Origin of the sequence: Microcoleus sp. N9_B4 (assembly GCF_036701635.1) — a bacterium.
Classification (GTDB): Bacteria; Cyanobacteriota; Cyanobacteriia; order Cyanobacteriales; family Microcoleaceae; genus Microcoleus.
Genome location: NZ_JAUBRC010000028.1, coordinates 28,194 through 45,951 on the forward strand (window position 1 = coordinate 28,194; position 17,758 = coordinate 45,951).

A 17,758-nucleotide genomic window follows, 5' to 3' on the forward strand; every position below is an offset into this window, starting at 1 on the left:
TGCAGTTCGCCCTATTCTTGTAACAAAACTTTACATTGCTCCCAACAGCAGATAAGCTGTATCCCCGATCGCCCGCCAGATGCACCGTCAAACGTACCTGACAACCAAACACATCATTTCACAATACTCCACAATCCTGAATCTGTATAGGCTTAACGGCTCACCATTTGGCTCAACATCAAAGGCTCACTTGGCTCATTTGGCTCATTTGGCTCACCAAATCATGTAACATTATTTACTAAGGCAGAGTTTCCGTAGAGGAGTAGCAATGGCAGGATTGCTCAGAGCATCCGAAGAAGGGCTAAAAATCATTGACATGGTAAGGCGCAATCTGGGATGGAATAAAAGTGAGGATACCTGGTGTAAAGTCGCTCTAACTTCCAAAGCCACTTTAAGGAGGTTTTGGGCGCAAAACCGAATTCGACGCGAAACATTTATCGATATTTGCAAGGCTGTAGGAATCAATAACTGGGAAGATATTATCGAGCGCAATGATATCAAGAAAACAGAATTACTTTTAGCCGCCGCGATCGCAGATATCCCTCTCGACTCCCAAACCGATCGCACATTCCCCCTCCCAGAAAACTTACCCCCCGTCAGAAATTGGGTACAGCGCACCAAAGAAATCGACACCTTAAAAACCCTAATTGTTGAACCCCAACCTGTAGGGGCGGTGCCCCCGTGCCCGCCCGGTTTGAATGTAGGGGCGGTGCCCCCGTGCCCGCCCGTGCCCCCGTTCCCGCCCTGCGAGGTTCCCATCGCCATCTCAATTGTCGGATTACCGGGCATCGGAAAAACCTCCCTCGCCAGCCAACTAATTCGCCAACTCCACACAGAAAATACCCCCTTCACCTGCGCCGCTTGGCAATCCTTGCAATCTGCAACAGGCAAAGCACCCCCCTTCGATCGCACAATTGACTCCCTGCTATTCACCCTCTCCAACGGCGACATTACCGCAACCGTAAATCCTCAAAATGACTACTTCAAAAAAACCGAAAATCTCCTCAAAATCCTCAGAGAAAAACCTTGCTTGCTCGTTTTCGATCGCGCCGACACACTTTTGAAAACAGGAGAAGCCAAAGCCGCTGGTTATTTCGCAGAGGATTGTGCAGAATATGCTTGGTTATTCAAACAACTATTAGAAACAGAACATCAAAGCAAAATTATTTTCACCAGTCGCGAAAGCTTAGCCGAATTGCCGTCAACAGTCACCCGCGAAATCCAGCTAAACGGATTGGATCGAGATGCTGCAATTTCCCTATTGCAATCTTTTAATTTGACTGCAAATGCAGAGGAATTAGCCGAAATGGGCGATCGCTATTCAGGACATCCCAAAGCCTTACAACTCATCGCAGCTTTGATTCGAGATGATACCGAGTTTCAGGGAAATGTCGGGATTTTTCTGCACCAGAGAGACTGGTTGCTGATTCGAGATATTGAGAGATTAATTGATAAAATGATAGCGCGTCTCAGCGACGGCGAGCAAACTTGTCTCAGCCGAATTTCTGTCTACCAAACCTCAGAATATCCGCTATCTTTGGCAGGAATTAGCGCTCAAATGCCAGAAGTTAGCAAGTATGAACTCAAAGAAAACATTATTCAGGCACTCAAGCGCCGACAATTGCTATATTACGATCGCCACCTCAAATCCTATCACTTGCATCCGCTAGTCCGAGAAAAGGGCGAGTACCTGCTAAATCAAAACCCTGAAAATCTCCGTACCGCCCACCGCCAAGCCTATAACTATTATATCAGCATTCCGCTCAAACCAAAATCGGAATGGCAAGAAATCGAGGATATTAGGCCGCTAATCAGAGCGCACTATCATGCTTCTCAAGCAGGAGATTTAGATGCGGCAAATGCCATTATTTCTGAAGTTTGTGAGTATCTGCGGCAATGGAATTGTGCAGAGTTAGTCTGTGTAAATCTACAGTTGCCATTGTTAAAGGAAGTAAAAAACATTAGCCTTTCAGAGGCGGGCAAGATGCCCACCCACAATAAATTTGATGTGCTGTGGAACGGGCATCTTGCCCGTTTTCTTATTAGTCAGGGCGGGCAAGATGCCCAACCCCTACTCCCCACAATCAACTTGATGTATAGACTTCAACCACTAGAATAAATCCCTCTTTCTTGCAGTTGCTGCATAAAAAACTCTTCCAAACTAGGCTTAGCCAAATTCATCCCAATTAGCTGCCCTCCCGTACCGCTCAGACTAGAAATAAACTCCTTCGGATCGCCCTGCAAATGACCGTACCACAAATCATTATCAACTTCCATATCCGGTATCCATTTTTGCAGGATATTCAAGTGGCCGCCTCTACCTTCAACCCGGTAAGTTTCAGTATTACCCAAGAGTTCGTCGATCGCACCAATGCAAATTAACTCACCCTTCGCCAAAATTGCCACTCGATCGCAAATCTTCTCCACATCAGACAATATATGCGAATTAAAAAAAATTGTTTTTCCTTGATTTTTTAGCGATAAAATTATCTCCCGCATCTGATAGCGTCCCATCGGATCTAAACCCGACATCGGCTCATCTAAAAATACCACATCGGGATTGTTAATCAAAGCTTGAGCCATGCCGATCCGTTGCAGCATTCCCTTAGAATACTGGCGCAACTGTTTTTTTCTTGCTGCCGATTGAGATAGCCCAACTAAGTCTAGCAAATTCGGAATTCGCTGCCGCTGAATCGAGGGGGGAATTTGAAATAACCCCGCCGCAAATTGCAAGAATTCCCAGCCCGTGAGATAATCGTAAAAATAGGGATTTTCTGGCAAGTAGCCGACTCGCTGCTTCACAGTGCGATCGCCCAAAGGCCTCCCCAACAGCAGCGCCCGCCCAGAAGTGGGGCGCACTATACCCAGCAAAGTTTTCAGCAGCGTAGTTTTTCCCGCTCCATTTTGCCCTAACAACCCGAAAGTTTCCCCCTCAGAGACAGTCAGAGTGCAATTTTTAAGCGATTCAATTTTTTCATTCATCCAGAAGCCGGTACGGTAGAACTTCCCCAGATTAAATGTTTCCACCACTGGGGTAGCTCTGGGCATCTCGATGGGATTTGGCGCATCTACAAGAGGTTCCATTTTTGTCAGAGAAATAACTAGCACCTGATTATATTCTATTGCATAAGTTAAGTAATAATTGCTATTTTTAATGTTAAACTAATATTAGCTGTAGTTAAAATTTGCTGAATATGGATCGTTCAAAACTTGTTGCTATTATCACTGGAGTGATTTCTATAATGTTAGCAGTTGCCTATCTGCTGCTTGTCACCATCCTCGACTTCCGAGGCGAAATGGTGCCCGCACCTCAAAGTCAGTTGCCAGTCTCCATGCCAATTCAGCAATTAGGCACTGCCAACCAGACTTTGCGAGTACATTAGTTATTGGTTATTGGTTATTGGTTATTAATCATTGCAATAACAACTAACAACCAACAACGGCCAACTAAAAACTAACAACTAACTAACTAATACACATGAATTGCTTTCATCATGTGATATGCAACTAGCAACTGCGTCAAAGCTAGGGGGTAACTTTGCAAAACTTCACCCGTTGTGCCGATCAGTTTGCCAATTTCCGGGTTGCCTTGGGCGGAGCAAAATCCCCGCAGGTGCGGCAACTCGCTGCACAACATCATTTCCAGTTCGTTTACTTGCTCGCTGGTAGCGTGGGAGTCTACTTCCAAAACGTCAACTGGTTTGCCCATATCCCGATCGAGTCCCAAGCGAATTGCAGGTTTAAAACTCTCGCTGCCTCGACCTAAAATTTCAGTGAAATCAGGGTGAGGAATTGTCGGTCTGAGCACTAAACGGACGCTCAAATTGGATTCATTTTCCGCTTCGGGCGGGTAAAAACTAACTACAACATCGGCCGATTTGCGCTGAGGACGAATGAAGTCTTCAGAGTCCGGTTCCCGTTTTTTTATTTCTGCAAGCACCTGTTCTTCAGTATAGCCGCGCTTCATGATATCGCGCTTAACTTTCCACTGAGTTCGCAACTCTTCGGGAGGAGCAAGATACACTTTTACGTCGTAAGAATCGCGGATTGTTCTGGTTGCGTAACCCAGCAAACCTTCAACTATGACAAATTTGCTGGGCTTGATGTATTCCGGTGGGTCGAATGTACCTGTGGTGTGGTTGTAGATGGGTTTGAGAATTGCTTGTCCGGTACGCAGCAGGCTGAGGTGCTGCTGCATGATATCGAGATAATTGCAGTCGGGATGCAATGCTGTGATTCCGATTTCTGCCCGCTGCTTTCTGTCGTAGCGATGATAGTCGTCAGTGCAAATCACAGTGACATTTTCTGGCCCCAATACTTGGGCAATTCCCCGCGTCAGGGTGGTCTTGCCCGCTGCGCTGTCTCCGACAATACCGAGAATAATTGGTCGATCGCTCATTGTTTTTACCCGGACGCACAATAGCAAATTTTGTTGTCAAGCTTAAATCTTATCAAAATTGTGTTCCATCCGAGCGATCGGTTTGACTTACTCCCCCCGGAGTCTTCCCATGTGTAAAATTATTGTAAAATTTCTTAATAAAATTCAACAAAGCATACTCAGGGAACATCTCATTGAACGATCGTAATTACCCAATTCTCAATTCCCTGTTTGCCCAATTCCCTGTTTGGCCCATTACCAGTCATCCTTTCGTTTGTTGTTGTAAGTTTCCCAATCGTCGTGTTGCGGCGGCTGATACAATGGTTCTGGTTCTATTTCTGATTCCAATTCGGCTGACATTTCTAATTCTGGTTCCGATTCCTGCTGATAAATGTTCAGAGGTTCGACAACGCGGGCGATCGCATCTTTGACAAATGCTTTGACAAACTCGTCTTTCCGATTTAACTGAAACTGCCTTTGCACGACTTCGGCGATGCCACCATCGCCCCAATCTTGGTCATGACGGAAATATTCAATAAAACTTTTACCTGCAATTCTGGTTAAATAAGCCGCGCTGACGGCTTGAATTGCTTTGCCAAGTACAAACCCCGCTACGCTTAACTGCAGCGCCCTTGATACTACTTGAATTACACCTTCAACTATGCCCAAACTTGCTAGGGTTTTTGCTAGAGACAATGCCAATTCTTTGGCGCGGTCGATATTTAATTCGCAGCCGTAAATCTTGGCAATTTCTACTACCATTTGAGCGTTAACTGCTGCTGTCGCTAACAAATCCACAACTGGCAAAGGCGTGACAGCAATTACTCCGGCTCCGATCCACTGAAATCGCTCTACTGCTTTATCAGCTTGCCGCCTTCTTTGAGCATCAATTAACTTGCGCGCTTGGTCTCCCAAGTGCTGAGATTGCAGCAAAATATTGTCCGCAATTAAGTCTTCGCCTTCGGCTCGCAAAATCGCAGCGACGCGCCGAATTAATGGCATAATATCCGGGTCTGGCTGAAAAATTGTGCCATCTTCTAGCACAAATTTTTGCGGATTGGCGCTAATGGCGACTACATCCATTGCTGATACAAAACCTTTGACTCGCTGCCGCAGTCGATCGAGAATTTCATCTCTGTCGGTGTCAGGATAAAGGTCAACTTTATTAAAAACCACGATCGACCTTTTGCCAATTTCCGCTAAAGTCCGCAGCGGTTCGTACTCGGATTTTCGCAAATCGCCGTCCAAAACAAATAAGATCAAATCTGCCCTCGCCGCCAACTGCCTCGCCAATTCTTCTCTGTAAGTTCCCGCTACTCCCGCTTCCAAGATCCCTGGGGTATCAGTAATTGCTAATTCTCGATCGATTCCTTTCAATTTCAGAGTGTAAGTTTCCCCAACTTCGGTAGTTCCCATCGGCGCACCCACCTGTCCCGCCATCCGCCCCACCAGCGCATTGACAGCGGAAGTTTTGCCCGCAGAACCGGTGCCGAAAACAACCACTCGAACGCTGCCCCTAGCCATGCTAGCTTCAATTTCGCGGGCTCTCAACAGCAAAGCTTGCCGCGCTACTTCATCTTGAATGCGATCGACTTGTTGCCGAATTGCTTTAAGATTTTCCGAAGCTGCTTCACTTTTCACAACAGGAATCTTCGGAGTAATCGGCCGTTTTCCCTTAACTTTCTGAGGGCGTTGCAGCAACCTAAAATAGTAAACCAGCGCAAAAATTAGCGTTGCCAAAAGTACAATTATCAGGAAAATCAGCAAATTAGCCAGCAGCGGAGAAGCAGACCACGCAACTTGACTGTAAAGCCCTGTTAAGGAACTCACCAGCCCAATAATCAGCCCCAGGGCGAGGCAGAAAGCAGCAATTAAGGTTAACAGGCGCGGCAAAGGCATGAGGAAAGTGGCAAATAAAAGGGTTATGCTTTGATTTTTACATTACGCCGATAGTCATCAGTCATTCCCAATCTAAAATCTAAAATCTAAAATCTAAAATGGCGAAGCGCCAGATCGTACTGCGCGAACCCGCAAATCCCGATTTTGTCGCACTGCGGGCGCGGTTTGCGGGGTTTTAGTGGTAGCGGGTGCAGATTTGTGCGATCGCCCTCTTGCTGCAATTGTAGCTTGCACGATAACTCAGCTACAGCTTATCACCCGCCGGAACCGCAGACTGGTTTATTTGCATCTACCTACTTATTTATTTATTCGGTGATTTATTCGATCGCGAGTCTAGCAATACTTTTTTATTAAGAAACAAATATGACATTAAGTACAGATAAACCCGGTTTTGTAACACCAGCGCCTCCCGGAAGCTCCGAAAGTAGAAACGAGAAACCGGGTTTCTTAGGCAAGGTAAGAGCATCCTAATTTACAAAAATTATCACATTAAATATCAATGCGGTACTCTCAAATCAGCCGCGAGTTAAGTTAGACTGAATTGTCAGTGCGTGAATTATTCACAGGTTAGCATCTATGCAGCTCAAACATCTGAATCAGCCTTCACAAGAACTCTCTACCTCTTGCGAGCATCACATCAAAGAGAGCCAGCCACTCAAGCCCAATTATTTCGCTCACATAGCCCATTCCTTGGGCAACCTCAGTATTCGCGACAAAATCAGCAGTGGGTACGCACTGGCTCTTTGTGTTGCGATTGGAGGAACGACTATCGGGATGTTGGTGGGCACTCATTACTATCGCAGAACTAACAATCAAGTACACATCGATCGAGAAACTCAGCTTTTAAATAAGTTACAGGTGGCTTTACTGCGAACTAAAAATAGCCAAGAATGGCTTATTTACGGGCTAGAACAGCCCAAAATTTTTGACAACAAATACGAACAACTACAAAACAATATTTACAACTTGAAGGTGTTATTATCTGAAGTCAAGGACTCTAAATACATGGAAGACATAGAAGGCATAGAAAAATTTAAAAAAACTTGCGATTCGCTATTGTCTAATTATCTTGCTCGAATAGAAACAGTTAATAAAAAAATCATTGTATTGCCAAATAACCCCGCTAAACAACTTGTAAAACGTACGTTGCTCTCGAATTTAGATCGAGATAAAATAGGGTTGGAACTAGATAGGGCGGTCAATGATATAGCAGAAATTATCGATCGCGCCCAAGAGCAAGAAGATGCAGGGCGGGAGGATCTGCTGCGAGCCCAGACGCTGCGGGTGCAAATAATTTTGGGTAGCATGGTACTGTCGATCGTCGTTGCAGCAGTGCTGGCGGGCTTCACCAGTCGGGCGATCGCCAAACCCCTCGCCGCTGTAACTAAAATCGCTCAGCGAGTGACTGAAGAATCTAATTTTCAGTTGCAAGTACCAGTTACCAGCACCGATGAAGTAGGAGTATTAGCAGCTTCCCTGAATCAACTGATTCAGAAAGTAAATCAGTTGCTAGAAGAATTGAAATCTGAACAAGAAAGCCAGATACTTCAAAATGAGAAAATGGCCAGTTTGGGGCGGATGTTGGCTGGGGTTGCTCACGAAGTTAACAACCCAATCAATTTTATCTATGCCAATATCGACCCAGCCAGAAATTATGTTGAAGATATTTTAGATTTGCTCAAAACTTACGAAACAGAAATTCCCAACCCCCCGGCCGCAGTTATCACGAAAGGCGAAGAAGTAGACATCGATTTTCTCAAAGAAGATTTGAGCAAAATATTTGACTCGATGCAACTAGGGGCGGAAAGAGCAAAAGCTATTATCTTAAGTTTGAAAGATTTTTCTCGCCTCGACGAGGCGGCCCCTCATCCCGTCGATTTGCACGCCTGCATAGACAGCAGTTTGCTGATTCTCAACAGCCGCATCAAACAGGGCATTGAAGTGGTGCGAAATTACGGGAACATTCCGAATGTTGAAGGCTATATGGGTTTGCTTTACCAGGTATTTGTGAACCTTCTCAACAATGCACTAGATGCTGTGGAAGAGAAAGCAAAAAGTGAGAAAACAAGTTTTGAGGAGGCGAAAAAACAATCGGCTTCGGAGTCGATCAAACAGGAAGCACCGAGTTTTTTGCCCAGGATTGTGATTGCTACAGAATACTTAGACGACGACTCAGTGGTAGTGCGAATTTCCGATAACGGTACGGGAATAGCGCCAGCAAGTCAAGAAAAAATGTTTGAAACATTCTTTACTACTAAACCGAGAGGTGTAGGTACGGGTTTGGGATTGGCAATTGGTCGCGAAATTATCGTTAAAAAACACGGGGGGACAATAAACTTTTGGTCGGAGGTGGGAACGGGGACAGAATTTACGATCGCCCTGCCGATTAAGCATGAGAATTTAAGGCAAAATACGCTCTTACAACCTCCAGTTGCTCGCGAATATAATTCCCTCGGCAACGAGAACGTGCCAACTAAGCCCAAAAAAAGAGGAACTGTAAAAACTTAAAAATTATTCGTTTTAATGCCTGTTTCAAAAAAGAATGCAACTGCAAGCACGCTCCGCAATCTGATGTGAGAATTCATTCCACATCTAAAATCTAAAATCTAAAATTTAAAATGGTATGAGATTGCTTACTAACTGGCTGTCGCTAAGCTGTGGCGGCATTTAAATTGTAGGTCAAAAAAAATTAAAGTCTTGTGGGGTGTCCCGCCCGCCCTGAATATACAATTTAAATTCGCGACACCTTACCCCACTAAATGAGCGATAAGACCCAAATCAAAACTATTTTTCGTAATCTTGAAAAACAGGATTTGCTATAATTTAAAGTTGAGAAACAACTGTACGGAGCGAAAATTATGGGACTATTTGACCAAATTTTGAGCGCGATCGACAATCCCAACCAACAAGCAAGTCCCAATCAGTTGGGCAACATTCTCGGTGCGGTAGAGCAGTTGAGTGGCAACCAGGGCGTCGATGCGGGTACGACTCAGTTGGCGATGTCGGTTTTAGGCGGATACGTGCGATCGGCATTGCAAGACGTGCGATCGCAGTCAGGAGACGCACAAGCTCAACAACTTGTCAACCAATTTAGCGGCACAAATCCTAATCCCCAAGCGGTACAGAGTTTGTTCGGAGCAGGCCAACTCACGCAGATAGTGGCCGATATCGCCCAAAGAACCGGTTTGAATAACGCCACAGTGCAGGCGATGATACCTGTTTTGGTGCCGCTCATACTGAATTTGCTACAAACCGGCGGCAACGCCCAAAATCCAGCCCAGGGCGGAAATCCCGTTTTGAATACGTTTTTAGATACAGATGGAGACGGCGATGTAGATATTACTGACGCCATGTCGATGGCTGGCCGCTTTTTGAATCAGCGCAGTTAATTTGGGATTTTGTAACCGCAGATATCATATCATTTCCGGTTACACTCATACATGATGTTGACTGTTGACGGTTGACTGTTGACGCCGTGAACAGTCAACCGTCAACGCCGTGAACAGTCAACTCGAATTTACTATTCCGATGCTAACGGATTTGATATCAGCGGATGGACACAGATGAATGCAGATAGGATTTTATCTGCGTTCATCTGCGTTAATCTGCCTTCATCTGCGGTTTCAAAAACTCCTACTTTAACCCAAACCTAAATCAGTCACAGCACCGATACTGCTAGAAGAAACCAACTTAGCGTATTTAGCCAAAACGCCCCTAGTATAGCGAGGTTTAGGAGGCTGCCAAAGAGCGCGCCGCTGCTCCAATTCTGCATCAGAAACATTGAGCTGCAACAAGCGATTTTGAGCATCAATCGTAATTGAATCGCCCTCTTTTACCAGAGCAATTGTCCCGCCAACTTGTGCTTCTGGTGCAACGTGACCGACCACCATGCCGTAAGTTCCGCCAGAGAAGCGACCGTCAGTAATTAATCCTACAGAATCGCCCAAACCGGCGCCAATAATTGCCGAAGTTGGTGCTAACATTTCGCGCATTCCCGGCCCGCCTTTGGGCCCTTCGTAGCGGATGATAATCACATCTCCAGCTTGAATTTTGCCGGCTAAAATTGCATCCAAACAATTTTCTTCAGATTCAAATACCCGCGCCGGGCCGGTAATTTGCGGTTTTTTAACGCCAGTAATTTTAGCAACGGCTCCTTCTGTTGCCAGATTTCCCCTGAGAATTGCTAAATGTCCTTGGGCGTACATCGGGTTGTTCCAAGGGCGGATGACATCTTGGTCGGTGCGGGGTTCGGCTGGAATATCTGCTAACACTTCGGCAACAGTTTGACCGGTAATTGTCAGCGCGTCTCCGTGCAGCAAACCCTTTTCTAGCAGCATTTTCATTACTTGAGGAATGCCGCCGGCTGTGTGCAAATCTGTTGCTACATATTTGCCGCTGGGTTTGAGGTCGCACAGCACTGGTACTTTTGCTCGAATAGTTTCAAAATCGTCGAGGGAAAGTTCAACTCCGATCGCATTGGAAATGGCTAATAAATGCAGCACAGCATTGGTTGAACCGCCGACTGCCATGATGACGGCGATCGCATTTTCAAAGGCCTTGCGCGTCAAAATTTGGCTCGGTAACAACTGTTTGCGGACAGCTTCCACCAGCACTTTTGCAGATTCAGCAGCGCTGTCAGCTTTTTCGGCATCCTCAGCAGCCATTGTCGAAGAATAAGGCAAACTCATACCCATCACTTCAAAAGCGCTAGACATCGTATTTGCCGTGAACATTCCGCCACAAGAACCCGCACCCGGACAAGCTTTTTGTTCGACTGCATTGAGTTCTGTTTCGTCAATTTTTCCCGCGCTGAATTGACCGACTGCTTCAAAAGCGCTGACAACGGTTAAATCGCGTCCGTTGTGGTGTCCGGGTTTGATGGTGCCGCCGTAAACAAAAATAGCAGGAATGTTCATGCGGGCGATCGCAATCATCGCCCCCGGCATATTTTTATCGCAACCGCCCACAGCCAGCACCCCGTCCATACTTTGGCCGTTGCAAACAGTTTCGATGGAATCAGCAATCACATCTCTCGACACCAGAGAATATTTCATCCCTTCAGTTCCCATCGAGATCCCGTCGCTGATAGTAATCGTACCGAACATCTGCGGCATCGCCCCAGCTTCTTTTGCACCCGCAATAGCCCGCAAAGCGAGGTCGTTCAATCCCATATTGCAGGGCGTAATCGTGCTGTACCCGTTGGCAATCCCCACAATCGGCTTGGTGAAATCGCCGTCACCAAAACCGACTGCCCGCAGCATTGCTCGGTTGGGCGCGCGCTGCACGCCTCCAGTCACAGCTTGGCTTCTCAAATTTTCAGGCATTTTAAAATTTCCTTTCTCTGTTGTCTGTTGTCTGTTGACAGTTGACAGTTGTCAGTTGTCAACTGCCAGCTCGCCCAAAAACGAATACAAGTTTCCGATAATCGTCGTGGTGAGCCCATAATTTTAGACCAAAGTTCCGGCTCCCAGATGAATCTGTGGAGCAAATCTAAAATCTAAAATCTAAAATCGACTGACTCAGTGCCGAGCGCCGAGAGTTTTACCCTATTGTTGATTTTCTCAGAAGCTTTGATCTTTGTCAGGCCCTTTAGGAGCGAATAGCACCGCAGTGGCCCGAAAGCAATGCAAAAATTCTACAGATACTACAGCGTGCAGGGTGAATACCGTGGTTATCTGGGATGATGTGGTAACACCCATCACTACTAACGTTTAAAAAAAATTGCGAGGCGAATGACATGGAGGCCGATCGAATTCTGAGGCAATATGCGGCCGGAGAAAGAATTTTTCGAGAAATTAACCTCGCCGGGGCCGACTTAAAAGGGGTAAACCTCAGCGAGGCTAACTTTACCAGAGCGAATTTCCAAGACGCAAACCTCAAAGGCGCTAACCTGACAGGAGCGAACTTGCGCGAGGTGAAATTGGCAGGGGTGGATATGACGGAAGCCAACCTCAGCGAAGCAAATCTCATCGGTACTGATTTGAGCCGCGCCAATCTCAGCGGGGCTAACCTGATGGGAGCCAACCTGCGCGGCTCAATGGCGAGAGAAGTCAACATGACCAAGGCTAATTTGACCGAAGCTAATTTGACCGAAGCCAACTTTACCGAAGCGAATTTGTTTGCGGCCAACTTAACCGACGCTAGCATGATTCGCATTAATTTGATGAAAGCAAATTTGAGTTGGTCAACTCTCAAAGCGGTAAACCTGACAAATGCCATCCTCAGCGAGTCGCTTTTAGAAAGAGCTAATCTGACTCAGGCAATTCTCAGCGGGGCGATGGTGAGCGGGGCCAACCTGACTGGTGCAGACTTGCGCCAAGTAACTATGGTTGGAGCTAATCTCACCGAAGCTAATCTGAGCAATGCTAATTTGAGAGTTGCTAATGTGAGTTGGTCAACGCTGGCAAGAGCTAATTTGAGCGGTGCTAATTTGTACCGGGCAAAGCTGTGCTGGTCTAATTTTAGCGGGGCTGTTTTGGTGGAAGCGGTTTTGATTGATGCTAATCTCAATCGAACTAACTTCCGCGATGCAGATTTGAGGCGGGCAATTATGCCCGATGGCACGACTAATGATTCTTAAAATTTGATTGTTGACGGTTGACTGTTGACTGTTGACTGTTAACTGTTGACTGTTGACTGTTAACTGTTAACTGTTAACAAATAACTAATAACAAATGACTAATAACAAATGACTGTCAGCGAATTATTGATGTTGGGTGCGGCCGGAATTTTTGCCGGAATTCTAGCTGGATTTTTGGGTATCGGCGGCGGTACGGTGCTCGTGCCTTTGTTGGTGGCTCTCAATTACGCTCCGGTGCAAGCGGTTGCTACTAGCGGTTTGTCGATCGTGATTACAGCTATTTCTGGCAGCATCCAGAATTGGCGCATGGGCTACCTCAACTTGAGTCAAGTCGCAGGCATCGGATTTCCCGCCGTCATTACAGCACAAATCGGTGCTTATTTGGCGGGGATATTTCCGCCTTACTTGCTGTTACTTACTTTTGGGTTGTTGCTGTGGTTGAATATTTATTTGATTGAAGTTCGCAAGCACCTGACAGCTAAGAAGAAAGCGGAACTAGAACAAGGGGAACTGGGAGGACAAGCGGGACAAGGAGAAAATGCTCAATTACCAATTACCAATCACGAATTACCCCATAATTCAAATATTTTATTCCATCCAACTTTTGCTAAAATTGCTACCGGCAGTGCGGCGGGTTTATTAGCGGGTTTGTTTGGCGTAGGCGGCGGCGTAATTATGGTTCCCCTGCAAATTTTGCTATTAGGAGAAAGCATTAAAACTGCAATTCAAACCAGCTTGGGCGTCATCGTCATCACGGCAATTTCGGCGACGGCGGGACACGCGGCGCGCGGGAATGTTTTGTGGGTTGTGGGGTTGATTCTGGGGGGCGGCGGTTTGTTGGGCGCGCAGGTGAGTACGCGGTTTTTGCCGAGATTGCCCGATCGTATTGTTAGTTTAGCTTTTCGATCGCTCTTGGCAGTGTTATCGATTTATGTTTTCTGGCAAGCTTGGCAAAAATTTAGTAACGGGTAATTGATAATTGGTCATTGGTCATTGGTCATTGGTCATTGGTTATTGAGGCAGAGCCTCCGGGTATGTATTCCCAGGCAGAGCCTGGGAACAAGGTTATGGCTAAAATGACAGTTGACAGTTGACAGTTGACAGTTGACTACTGACTAATGACTAATGACTACTGACTAATGACTACTGACTAAGTTTCTTCACGGCGCGAGTCAGACGCTGCAAATAAGGCTTGACAATTTCTTGATTTTGCCGCTGCAATTCGGAAACTTGCTGCTGCAAATGCTGAATCTCGGTTTGCAGCATCCCTGTGTCTATTGTGGGTCGATCGAGCAAGTCCTGCAATTGCTGGAGAGAACCTTGGATTGTATCCAAGTCTACTTCGTTCGATCGCTCCTGCAACTGAGCCGTAATAGTTTTAACTTCAGTTAACTTTTCGCCCATCAATAAAAATCGGACGTTGACATTTTCCCAATCATGCTCTCTGAGGGCGCTAGTTTCCAAAATGCGGAGTTTTTGCTGCAAATCTGACAGTTGCGTGTTGAAATCCTGAGAGTCGGCCGGAAGCGCCTGGGCTTGGCGTTCGAGGGAGGCTACGGCAGCTTGTACCTCGGCTATGGCCCCGGATTCCAAGCCGCTTAGTTTCTGCTGTAAGTCGGAGACGGCGGTGTAGAGTTCCGCAGGTTCTCCAGGTAGTATCTGAACTTGCTGCGATCGACGTTCTACTGCGGCCTGTACGTCCGTAATTGCAGAATTTGCCTTTTGTTGCATTTGTTGCTCGAAACGCTGGCGATTGGCGAGATTTAGCGAGAGTGCTGCGGTTAAGGGGGCGGCAGCGTAGACAATTTGGCCCGACAATCCTGCAGCAATCGTGCCAATAGCGGAACCAGCAACAGAGGCGTATTCTACCAATTCTAGCCAGTCCGGCTGGTTCGGGGCACTTCTCAAAGCTGGGAATGATGCTTTTTCAATCTTCTGCATAGCCTTTTAGTCGTAGTCGGATAGATGGCGATACCGACATGATAAAAGCGATCGGCAAATAAATCAGGGCTATTTGTCAAAATTTCCTGATTGTGGTATTTTTATTGACCGAAAGCATCCAGGATACAAGCCCCCGGATTCATCCGTGGGGTGAATGCTTCAATTCTTTAATCTAAAATCTAAAATCTAAAATCTAAAATCGATTGACCTTCTGCCTTCAAAACGGTCAATCTCAGGTAAAATTCAGGATTAAGTCGATCGCTCAACAGTTAATCAATAAGCGTTCACCGCCGTCTGTCAGGAGTATATAGAAAATGGGTCTTAAGATTATTGAAAGCTACGATAGCAGTTTTGTCCTCGAACCCGATGCTAAAACTGCACTGTTCGGTTTATTAACCGGTGAAAGCTTTGTCAAACAAGTAGCGCTACAATTGCACTGCTCGCGCATTGAGTTTGCCGAGTTACTGTTTCAGCCAGTCCCTTACAGCAGCGAGACGCCGAAGGGAATGCCTGCGGAATTTGAAAAGTATCATGAATCGAGCGATTTTGCGATCGTCAACGTGCCGCCTAATTTCATGTTCCAAGCCAAAATATTTAAACCCAGCCGTCTCTGTGCCGTTTATCGCGTTTTCAAGAGTTAGGTCAAGACTGGTTCATCTGTGGTTTAATCTAAAATCTAAAATCTAAAATCTAAAATCGGATGACAGAAGACATTCAATCTCTCGCCAGCTTAGAATTCATTCCCTACATTGACTCCGAGGGGAAATTGCCCGATTTTATCCAGGGAAAAATCGGCGTTTACGCGATTTTTGACAGCGAGAAAGTCCTGCAATTTGTCGGCTATTCTCGGGACATTTACCTCAGCCTCAAACAGCATTTGGTACGCCAAACCCAGTATTGCTACTGGCTGAAAGTCCAAACTATTGACAAGCCCAGCCGCACTATCCTAGAAAGCATCCGATCAAGTTGGATTGCCGAAAACGGTTCCCAACCCCAGGGTAACGGTGCCGATGCTGCCAAGTGGAACGATCCCATCGACACCAAAACTGTAATGACTGCCCAAGAAACGGCAAATTATGAAGGTATCTTCGCCGATGAAATTGCCAAAGATAAATTGTTGAAAAATGTCGCGCGGCGCGTGGAAAATGAAATTTTCGCGCTGCTGAAAGCTCGCGGCGTAACTGAAGAAATCCGGTTTAATCCCAAGCTGAAAACTAGCGGATTGCTGGATTTAAAGTAAATACAAACTCAGGAGTTTAGTCCTTATTACGCACCTGTTTATAGTAAGGAGTTTAGTCCTCTCTTTCAGGACTAAACTCCTTACTGCGGACTTATAATATTTAAAATATTTTAACATTTAATATCGTTTCCGGTTGCATCGGTATTGTTCAAATTTCCAAACAGTCAACAGTCAACAGTCAACAGTCAACAGTCAACAGTCAACAGTCAACAGTCAACAGTCAACAGTCAACAGTCATTCCGGTGCAACCGGAATTGATTTAACAGATATCGGAATCTGCAAAATTAACTCGGTTCCTCTGCCCGGAGCAGAAATACAACTGATTTGACCTCGATGTTTTTCCACTATAATATCGTGACTGATTGCCAACCCTAATCCAGTACCGCGGCCTACAGGCTTCGTAGTAAAAAATGGGTCAAATATCTGGTGGCGCACTTCCTCACTCATCCCACAACCGTTATCGGCAATGTTAATCACAACGGATTGATTGTTTTGAGTGGGTAATATTGAATCTTGATTGTGCAGCGCAGCTTCTGACTCAAAACCTACTGAAGTGCTGATGGTAATTTTTCGAGGAGATGATTGATTTTCCAGGGCATCAATAGCATTGCTTAGCAGGTTCATGAACACCTGATTTAACTCACTGGCGTAACAGGTGACTCTTGGCAGTTGGCTGTAGTTTTTAATAACCTCTATCTCACCAGCTTTGTTTGTTCCCTTTAGCCGATGTTGCAAAATAACTAAAGTATTGTCAATGCCTTCATGAATATCCACTGGCTTGTACTTTTGTTCGCCAAGGCGGGAGAAGTTCCGCAAAGACATCACAATTTCGCTAATCCGAGAAGCACCCTGTGTCATCGAATTCAGCAGTTTTGGATAATCCTCTGCGATGAATTCGGGTTGAATTTCGTCCAATTCGCCGATAATTTCTGCAACGGGGTGCGGGTAGTAATGTCGGTACAATTCAACGAGGCGAAGCAAATCTCGTGCATACTCCGCCGCTAGAGCAATATTACCGTAGATAAAGCTGACGGGATTGTTGATTTCGTGAGCAATTCCTGCCGCTAGCTGACCTAAAGAAGCCATTTTTTCCTTCTGTATTAACTGAGCTTGAGTTTTCTTTAGTTCAGTTACGCTTTGTTCGAGTTGCTGGGCATAGGATTGTGTTTGCTGGAACAACTGGCGCTGCACGAGTTGATTTGAAACGCGAGCGAGAACTTCTTGTTCGTGAAAGGGTTTTGTGATATAATCTATACCACCAACTTCAAAGGCTTTGACTTTATCTAATACTTCATTCAAAGCACTGATAAAAATAACCGGAATGTCCTTGGTTGTGGGAGAAGCTTTCAATGCTTGGCAGACTTTGTAGCCGTCCATACCGGGCATCATGATGTCGAGCAAAATCAAGTCAGGAGGAGTTAACTCGATCGACCGCAGCGCTAGTTTGCCGTCGGGTGCGGTGCGTGTTTTGTACCCTTGCTGCGAGAGTATTTGAGCTAAAAGTTGCAAATTAGCCGGAATATCATCAACAATTAAAATATTCCCTTTTATGACGGGAGTTGGTTCGTAATTCATATCTAGTTCGGTAGAATAACCTTTATATAGCAATCCTTGCAGGAGTCGTAAATTTTTGACCCCACCCCAACCCTCCCCTGATCAAGGGGAGGGAGTAAGAAATTCACAAATGATTTAGGATGGCTATAGGTTTGTAGTGAGTACG

Annotated in this window: 15 protein-coding genes; 8 read left to right on the forward strand and 7 right to left on the reverse strand. The window is 45.8% G+C overall.

Translation table 11 applies throughout. The annotated features are described in order from the left end of the window. The first annotated feature begins 268 nt into the window (after positions 1–268). Positions 269–2,119 (forward strand): ATP-binding protein, encoded by a 1,851-nt coding sequence (locus QUA43_RS19060; RefSeq protein ID WP_333375882.1) that lies wholly within the window; start codon positions 269–271, stop codon positions 2,117–2,119. On the opposite strand, the gene QUA43_RS19065 is transcribed toward QUA43_RS19060, so the two are convergent. Further along, positions 2,104–3,084, reverse strand: coding sequence for an ABC transporter ATP-binding protein (locus QUA43_RS19065; RefSeq protein WP_333375883.1), 981 nt, complete (start codon positions 3,082–3,084; stop codon positions 2,104–2,106). The two genes, QUA43_RS19060 and QUA43_RS19065, sit on opposite strands and share 16 nt — an antisense overlap. 110 nt (positions 3,085–3,194) lie before the next feature. Here QUA43_RS19065 and QUA43_RS19070 point away from each other — a divergent pair, with 110 nt between their 5' ends. Next, complete coding sequence (locus tag QUA43_RS19070) at positions 3,195–3,383, forward strand: hypothetical protein (RefSeq protein WP_333375884.1); 189 nt, start codon at positions 3,195–3,197, stop codon at positions 3,381–3,383. A gap of 86 nt (positions 3,384–3,469) precedes the next feature. On the opposite strand, the gene QUA43_RS19075 is transcribed toward QUA43_RS19070, so the two are convergent. The 3 genes from QUA43_RS19075 to QUA43_RS19085 form a co-directional block, all read right to left on the reverse strand. Next, entirely contained in the window at positions 3,470–4,399 is a 930-nt protein-coding gene (locus QUA43_RS19075; RefSeq protein ID WP_333227394.1) for a phosphoribulokinase, read from the reverse strand. Between the two features lie 234 nt (positions 4,400–4,633). Further along, positions 4,634–6,277 carry a GTP-binding protein gene (locus tag QUA43_RS19080; RefSeq protein ID WP_333375885.1) on the reverse strand — a complete coding sequence of 548 codons (1,644 nt, stop codon included), beginning with the start codon at positions 6,275–6,277 and terminating at the stop codon, positions 4,634–4,636. 93 nt (positions 6,278–6,370) lie between these two features. After that, complete coding sequence (locus tag QUA43_RS19085; protein ID WP_333375886.1) at positions 6,371–6,511, reverse strand: hypothetical protein; 141 nt, start codon at positions 6,509–6,511, stop codon at positions 6,371–6,373. Between the two features lie 342 nt (positions 6,512–6,853). On the opposite strand from QUA43_RS19085, the gene QUA43_RS19090 reads away from it, so the two are divergent. Both QUA43_RS19090 and QUA43_RS19095 read left to right on the forward strand, forming a co-directional pair. Continuing rightward, positions 6,854–8,785: an ATP-binding protein gene (locus QUA43_RS19090; RefSeq protein WP_333375887.1), complete on the forward strand. Its 1,932-nt coding sequence runs from the start codon at positions 6,854–6,856 to the stop codon at positions 8,783–8,785. Between the two features lie 350 nt (positions 8,786–9,135). After that, the gene (locus QUA43_RS19095; protein ID WP_333375888.1) at positions 9,136–9,666 is read left to right on the forward strand and encodes a hypothetical protein; all 531 of its coding nucleotides are present in this window, start codon (positions 9,136–9,138) and stop codon (positions 9,664–9,666) included. Positions 9,667–9,915: 249 nt separating this feature from the next. Here the strand turns inward: QUA43_RS19095 and ilvD are convergent, their stop codons facing one another. Beyond that, entirely contained in the window at positions 9,916–11,601 is a 1,686-nt protein-coding gene (ilvD, locus tag QUA43_RS19100; RefSeq protein ID WP_333375889.1) for a dihydroxy-acid dehydratase, read from the reverse strand. A 413-nt stretch (positions 11,602–12,014) separates the two neighbouring features. Between ilvD and QUA43_RS19105 the strand changes: the two genes are divergently transcribed. Both QUA43_RS19105 and QUA43_RS19110 read left to right on the forward strand, forming a co-directional pair. Further along, complete coding sequence (locus QUA43_RS19105) at positions 12,015–12,857, forward strand: pentapeptide repeat-containing protein (RefSeq protein WP_333375890.1); 843 nt, start codon at positions 12,015–12,017, stop codon at positions 12,855–12,857. Positions 12,858–12,965: 108 nt separating this feature from the next. Continuing rightward, entirely contained in the window at positions 12,966–13,829 is an 864-nt protein-coding gene (locus QUA43_RS19110; RefSeq protein ID WP_333375891.1) for a sulfite exporter TauE/SafE family protein, read from the forward strand. 171 nt (positions 13,830–14,000) lie between these two features. Here the strand turns inward: QUA43_RS19110 and QUA43_RS19115 are convergent, their stop codons facing one another. Next, positions 14,001–14,798, reverse strand: coding sequence for a hypothetical protein (locus tag QUA43_RS19115; protein WP_333375892.1), 798 nt, complete (start codon positions 14,796–14,798; stop codon positions 14,001–14,003). A gap of 314 nt (positions 14,799–15,112) precedes the next feature. Between QUA43_RS19115 and QUA43_RS19120 the strand changes: the two genes are divergently transcribed. Continuing rightward, positions 15,113–15,439 carry a hypothetical protein gene (locus QUA43_RS19120; protein WP_333375893.1) on the forward strand — a complete coding sequence of 109 codons (327 nt, stop codon included), beginning with the start codon at positions 15,113–15,115 and terminating at the stop codon, positions 15,437–15,439. A 59-nt stretch (positions 15,440–15,498) separates the two neighbouring features. Next, positions 15,499–16,038: a GIY-YIG nuclease family protein gene (locus QUA43_RS19125; protein WP_333375894.1), complete on the forward strand. Its 540-nt coding sequence runs from the start codon at positions 15,499–15,501 to the stop codon at positions 16,036–16,038. A 234-nt stretch (positions 16,039–16,272) separates the two neighbouring features. On the opposite strand, the gene QUA43_RS19130 is transcribed toward QUA43_RS19125, so the two are convergent. Further along, entirely contained in the window at positions 16,273–17,613 is a 1,341-nt protein-coding gene (locus tag QUA43_RS19130) for a response regulator (protein WP_333375895.1), read from the reverse strand. Between the last annotated feature and the right edge of the window lie 145 nt (positions 17,614–17,758).

Excerpts from the sequence above, each read along its gene's own strand:
- ilvD (WP_333375889.1), bottom strand. The coding sequence starts at position 11,601 with ATGCCTGAAAATTTGAGAAGCCAAGCTGTGACTGGAGGCGTGCAGCGC.
- QUA43_RS19130 (WP_333375895.1), bottom strand. The coding sequence starts at position 17,613 with ATGAATTACGAACCAACTCCCGTCATAAAAGGGAATATTTTAATTGTT.
- QUA43_RS19115 (WP_333375892.1), bottom strand. The coding sequence starts at position 14,798 with ATGCAGAAGATTGAAAAAGCATCATTCCCAGCTTTGAGAAGTGCCCCG.
- QUA43_RS19095 (WP_333375888.1), top strand. The coding sequence starts at position 9,136 with ATGGGACTATTTGACCAAATTTTGAGCGCGATCGACAATCCCAACCAA.
- QUA43_RS19070 (WP_333375884.1), top strand. The coding sequence starts at position 3,195 with ATGGATCGTTCAAAACTTGTTGCTATTATCACTGGAGTGATTTCTATA.
- QUA43_RS19120 (WP_333375893.1), top strand. The coding sequence starts at position 15,113 with ATGGGTCTTAAGATTATTGAAAGCTACGATAGCAGTTTTGTCCTCGAA.
- QUA43_RS19105 (WP_333375890.1), top strand. The coding sequence starts at position 12,015 with ATGGAGGCCGATCGAATTCTGAGGCAATATGCGGCCGGAGAAAGAATT.
- QUA43_RS19125 (WP_333375894.1), top strand. The coding sequence starts at position 15,499 with ATGACAGAAGACATTCAATCTCTCGCCAGCTTAGAATTCATTCCCTAC.
- QUA43_RS19060 (WP_333375882.1), top strand. The coding sequence starts at position 269 with ATGGCAGGATTGCTCAGAGCATCCGAAGAAGGGCTAAAAATCATTGAC.
- QUA43_RS19065 (WP_333375883.1), bottom strand. The coding sequence starts at position 3,084 with ATGGAACCTCTTGTAGATGCGCCAAATCCCATCGAGATGCCCAGAGCT.
- QUA43_RS19075 (WP_333227394.1), bottom strand. The coding sequence starts at position 4,399 with ATGAGCGATCGACCAATTATTCTCGGTATTGTCGGAGACAGCGCAGCG.
- QUA43_RS19110 (WP_333375891.1), top strand. The coding sequence starts at position 12,966 with ATGACTGTCAGCGAATTATTGATGTTGGGTGCGGCCGGAATTTTTGCC.
- QUA43_RS19080 (WP_333375885.1), bottom strand. The coding sequence starts at position 6,277 with ATGCCTTTGCCGCGCCTGTTAACCTTAATTGCTGCTTTCTGCCTCGCC.
- QUA43_RS19090 (WP_333375887.1), top strand. The coding sequence starts at position 6,854 with ATGCAGCTCAAACATCTGAATCAGCCTTCACAAGAACTCTCTACCTCT.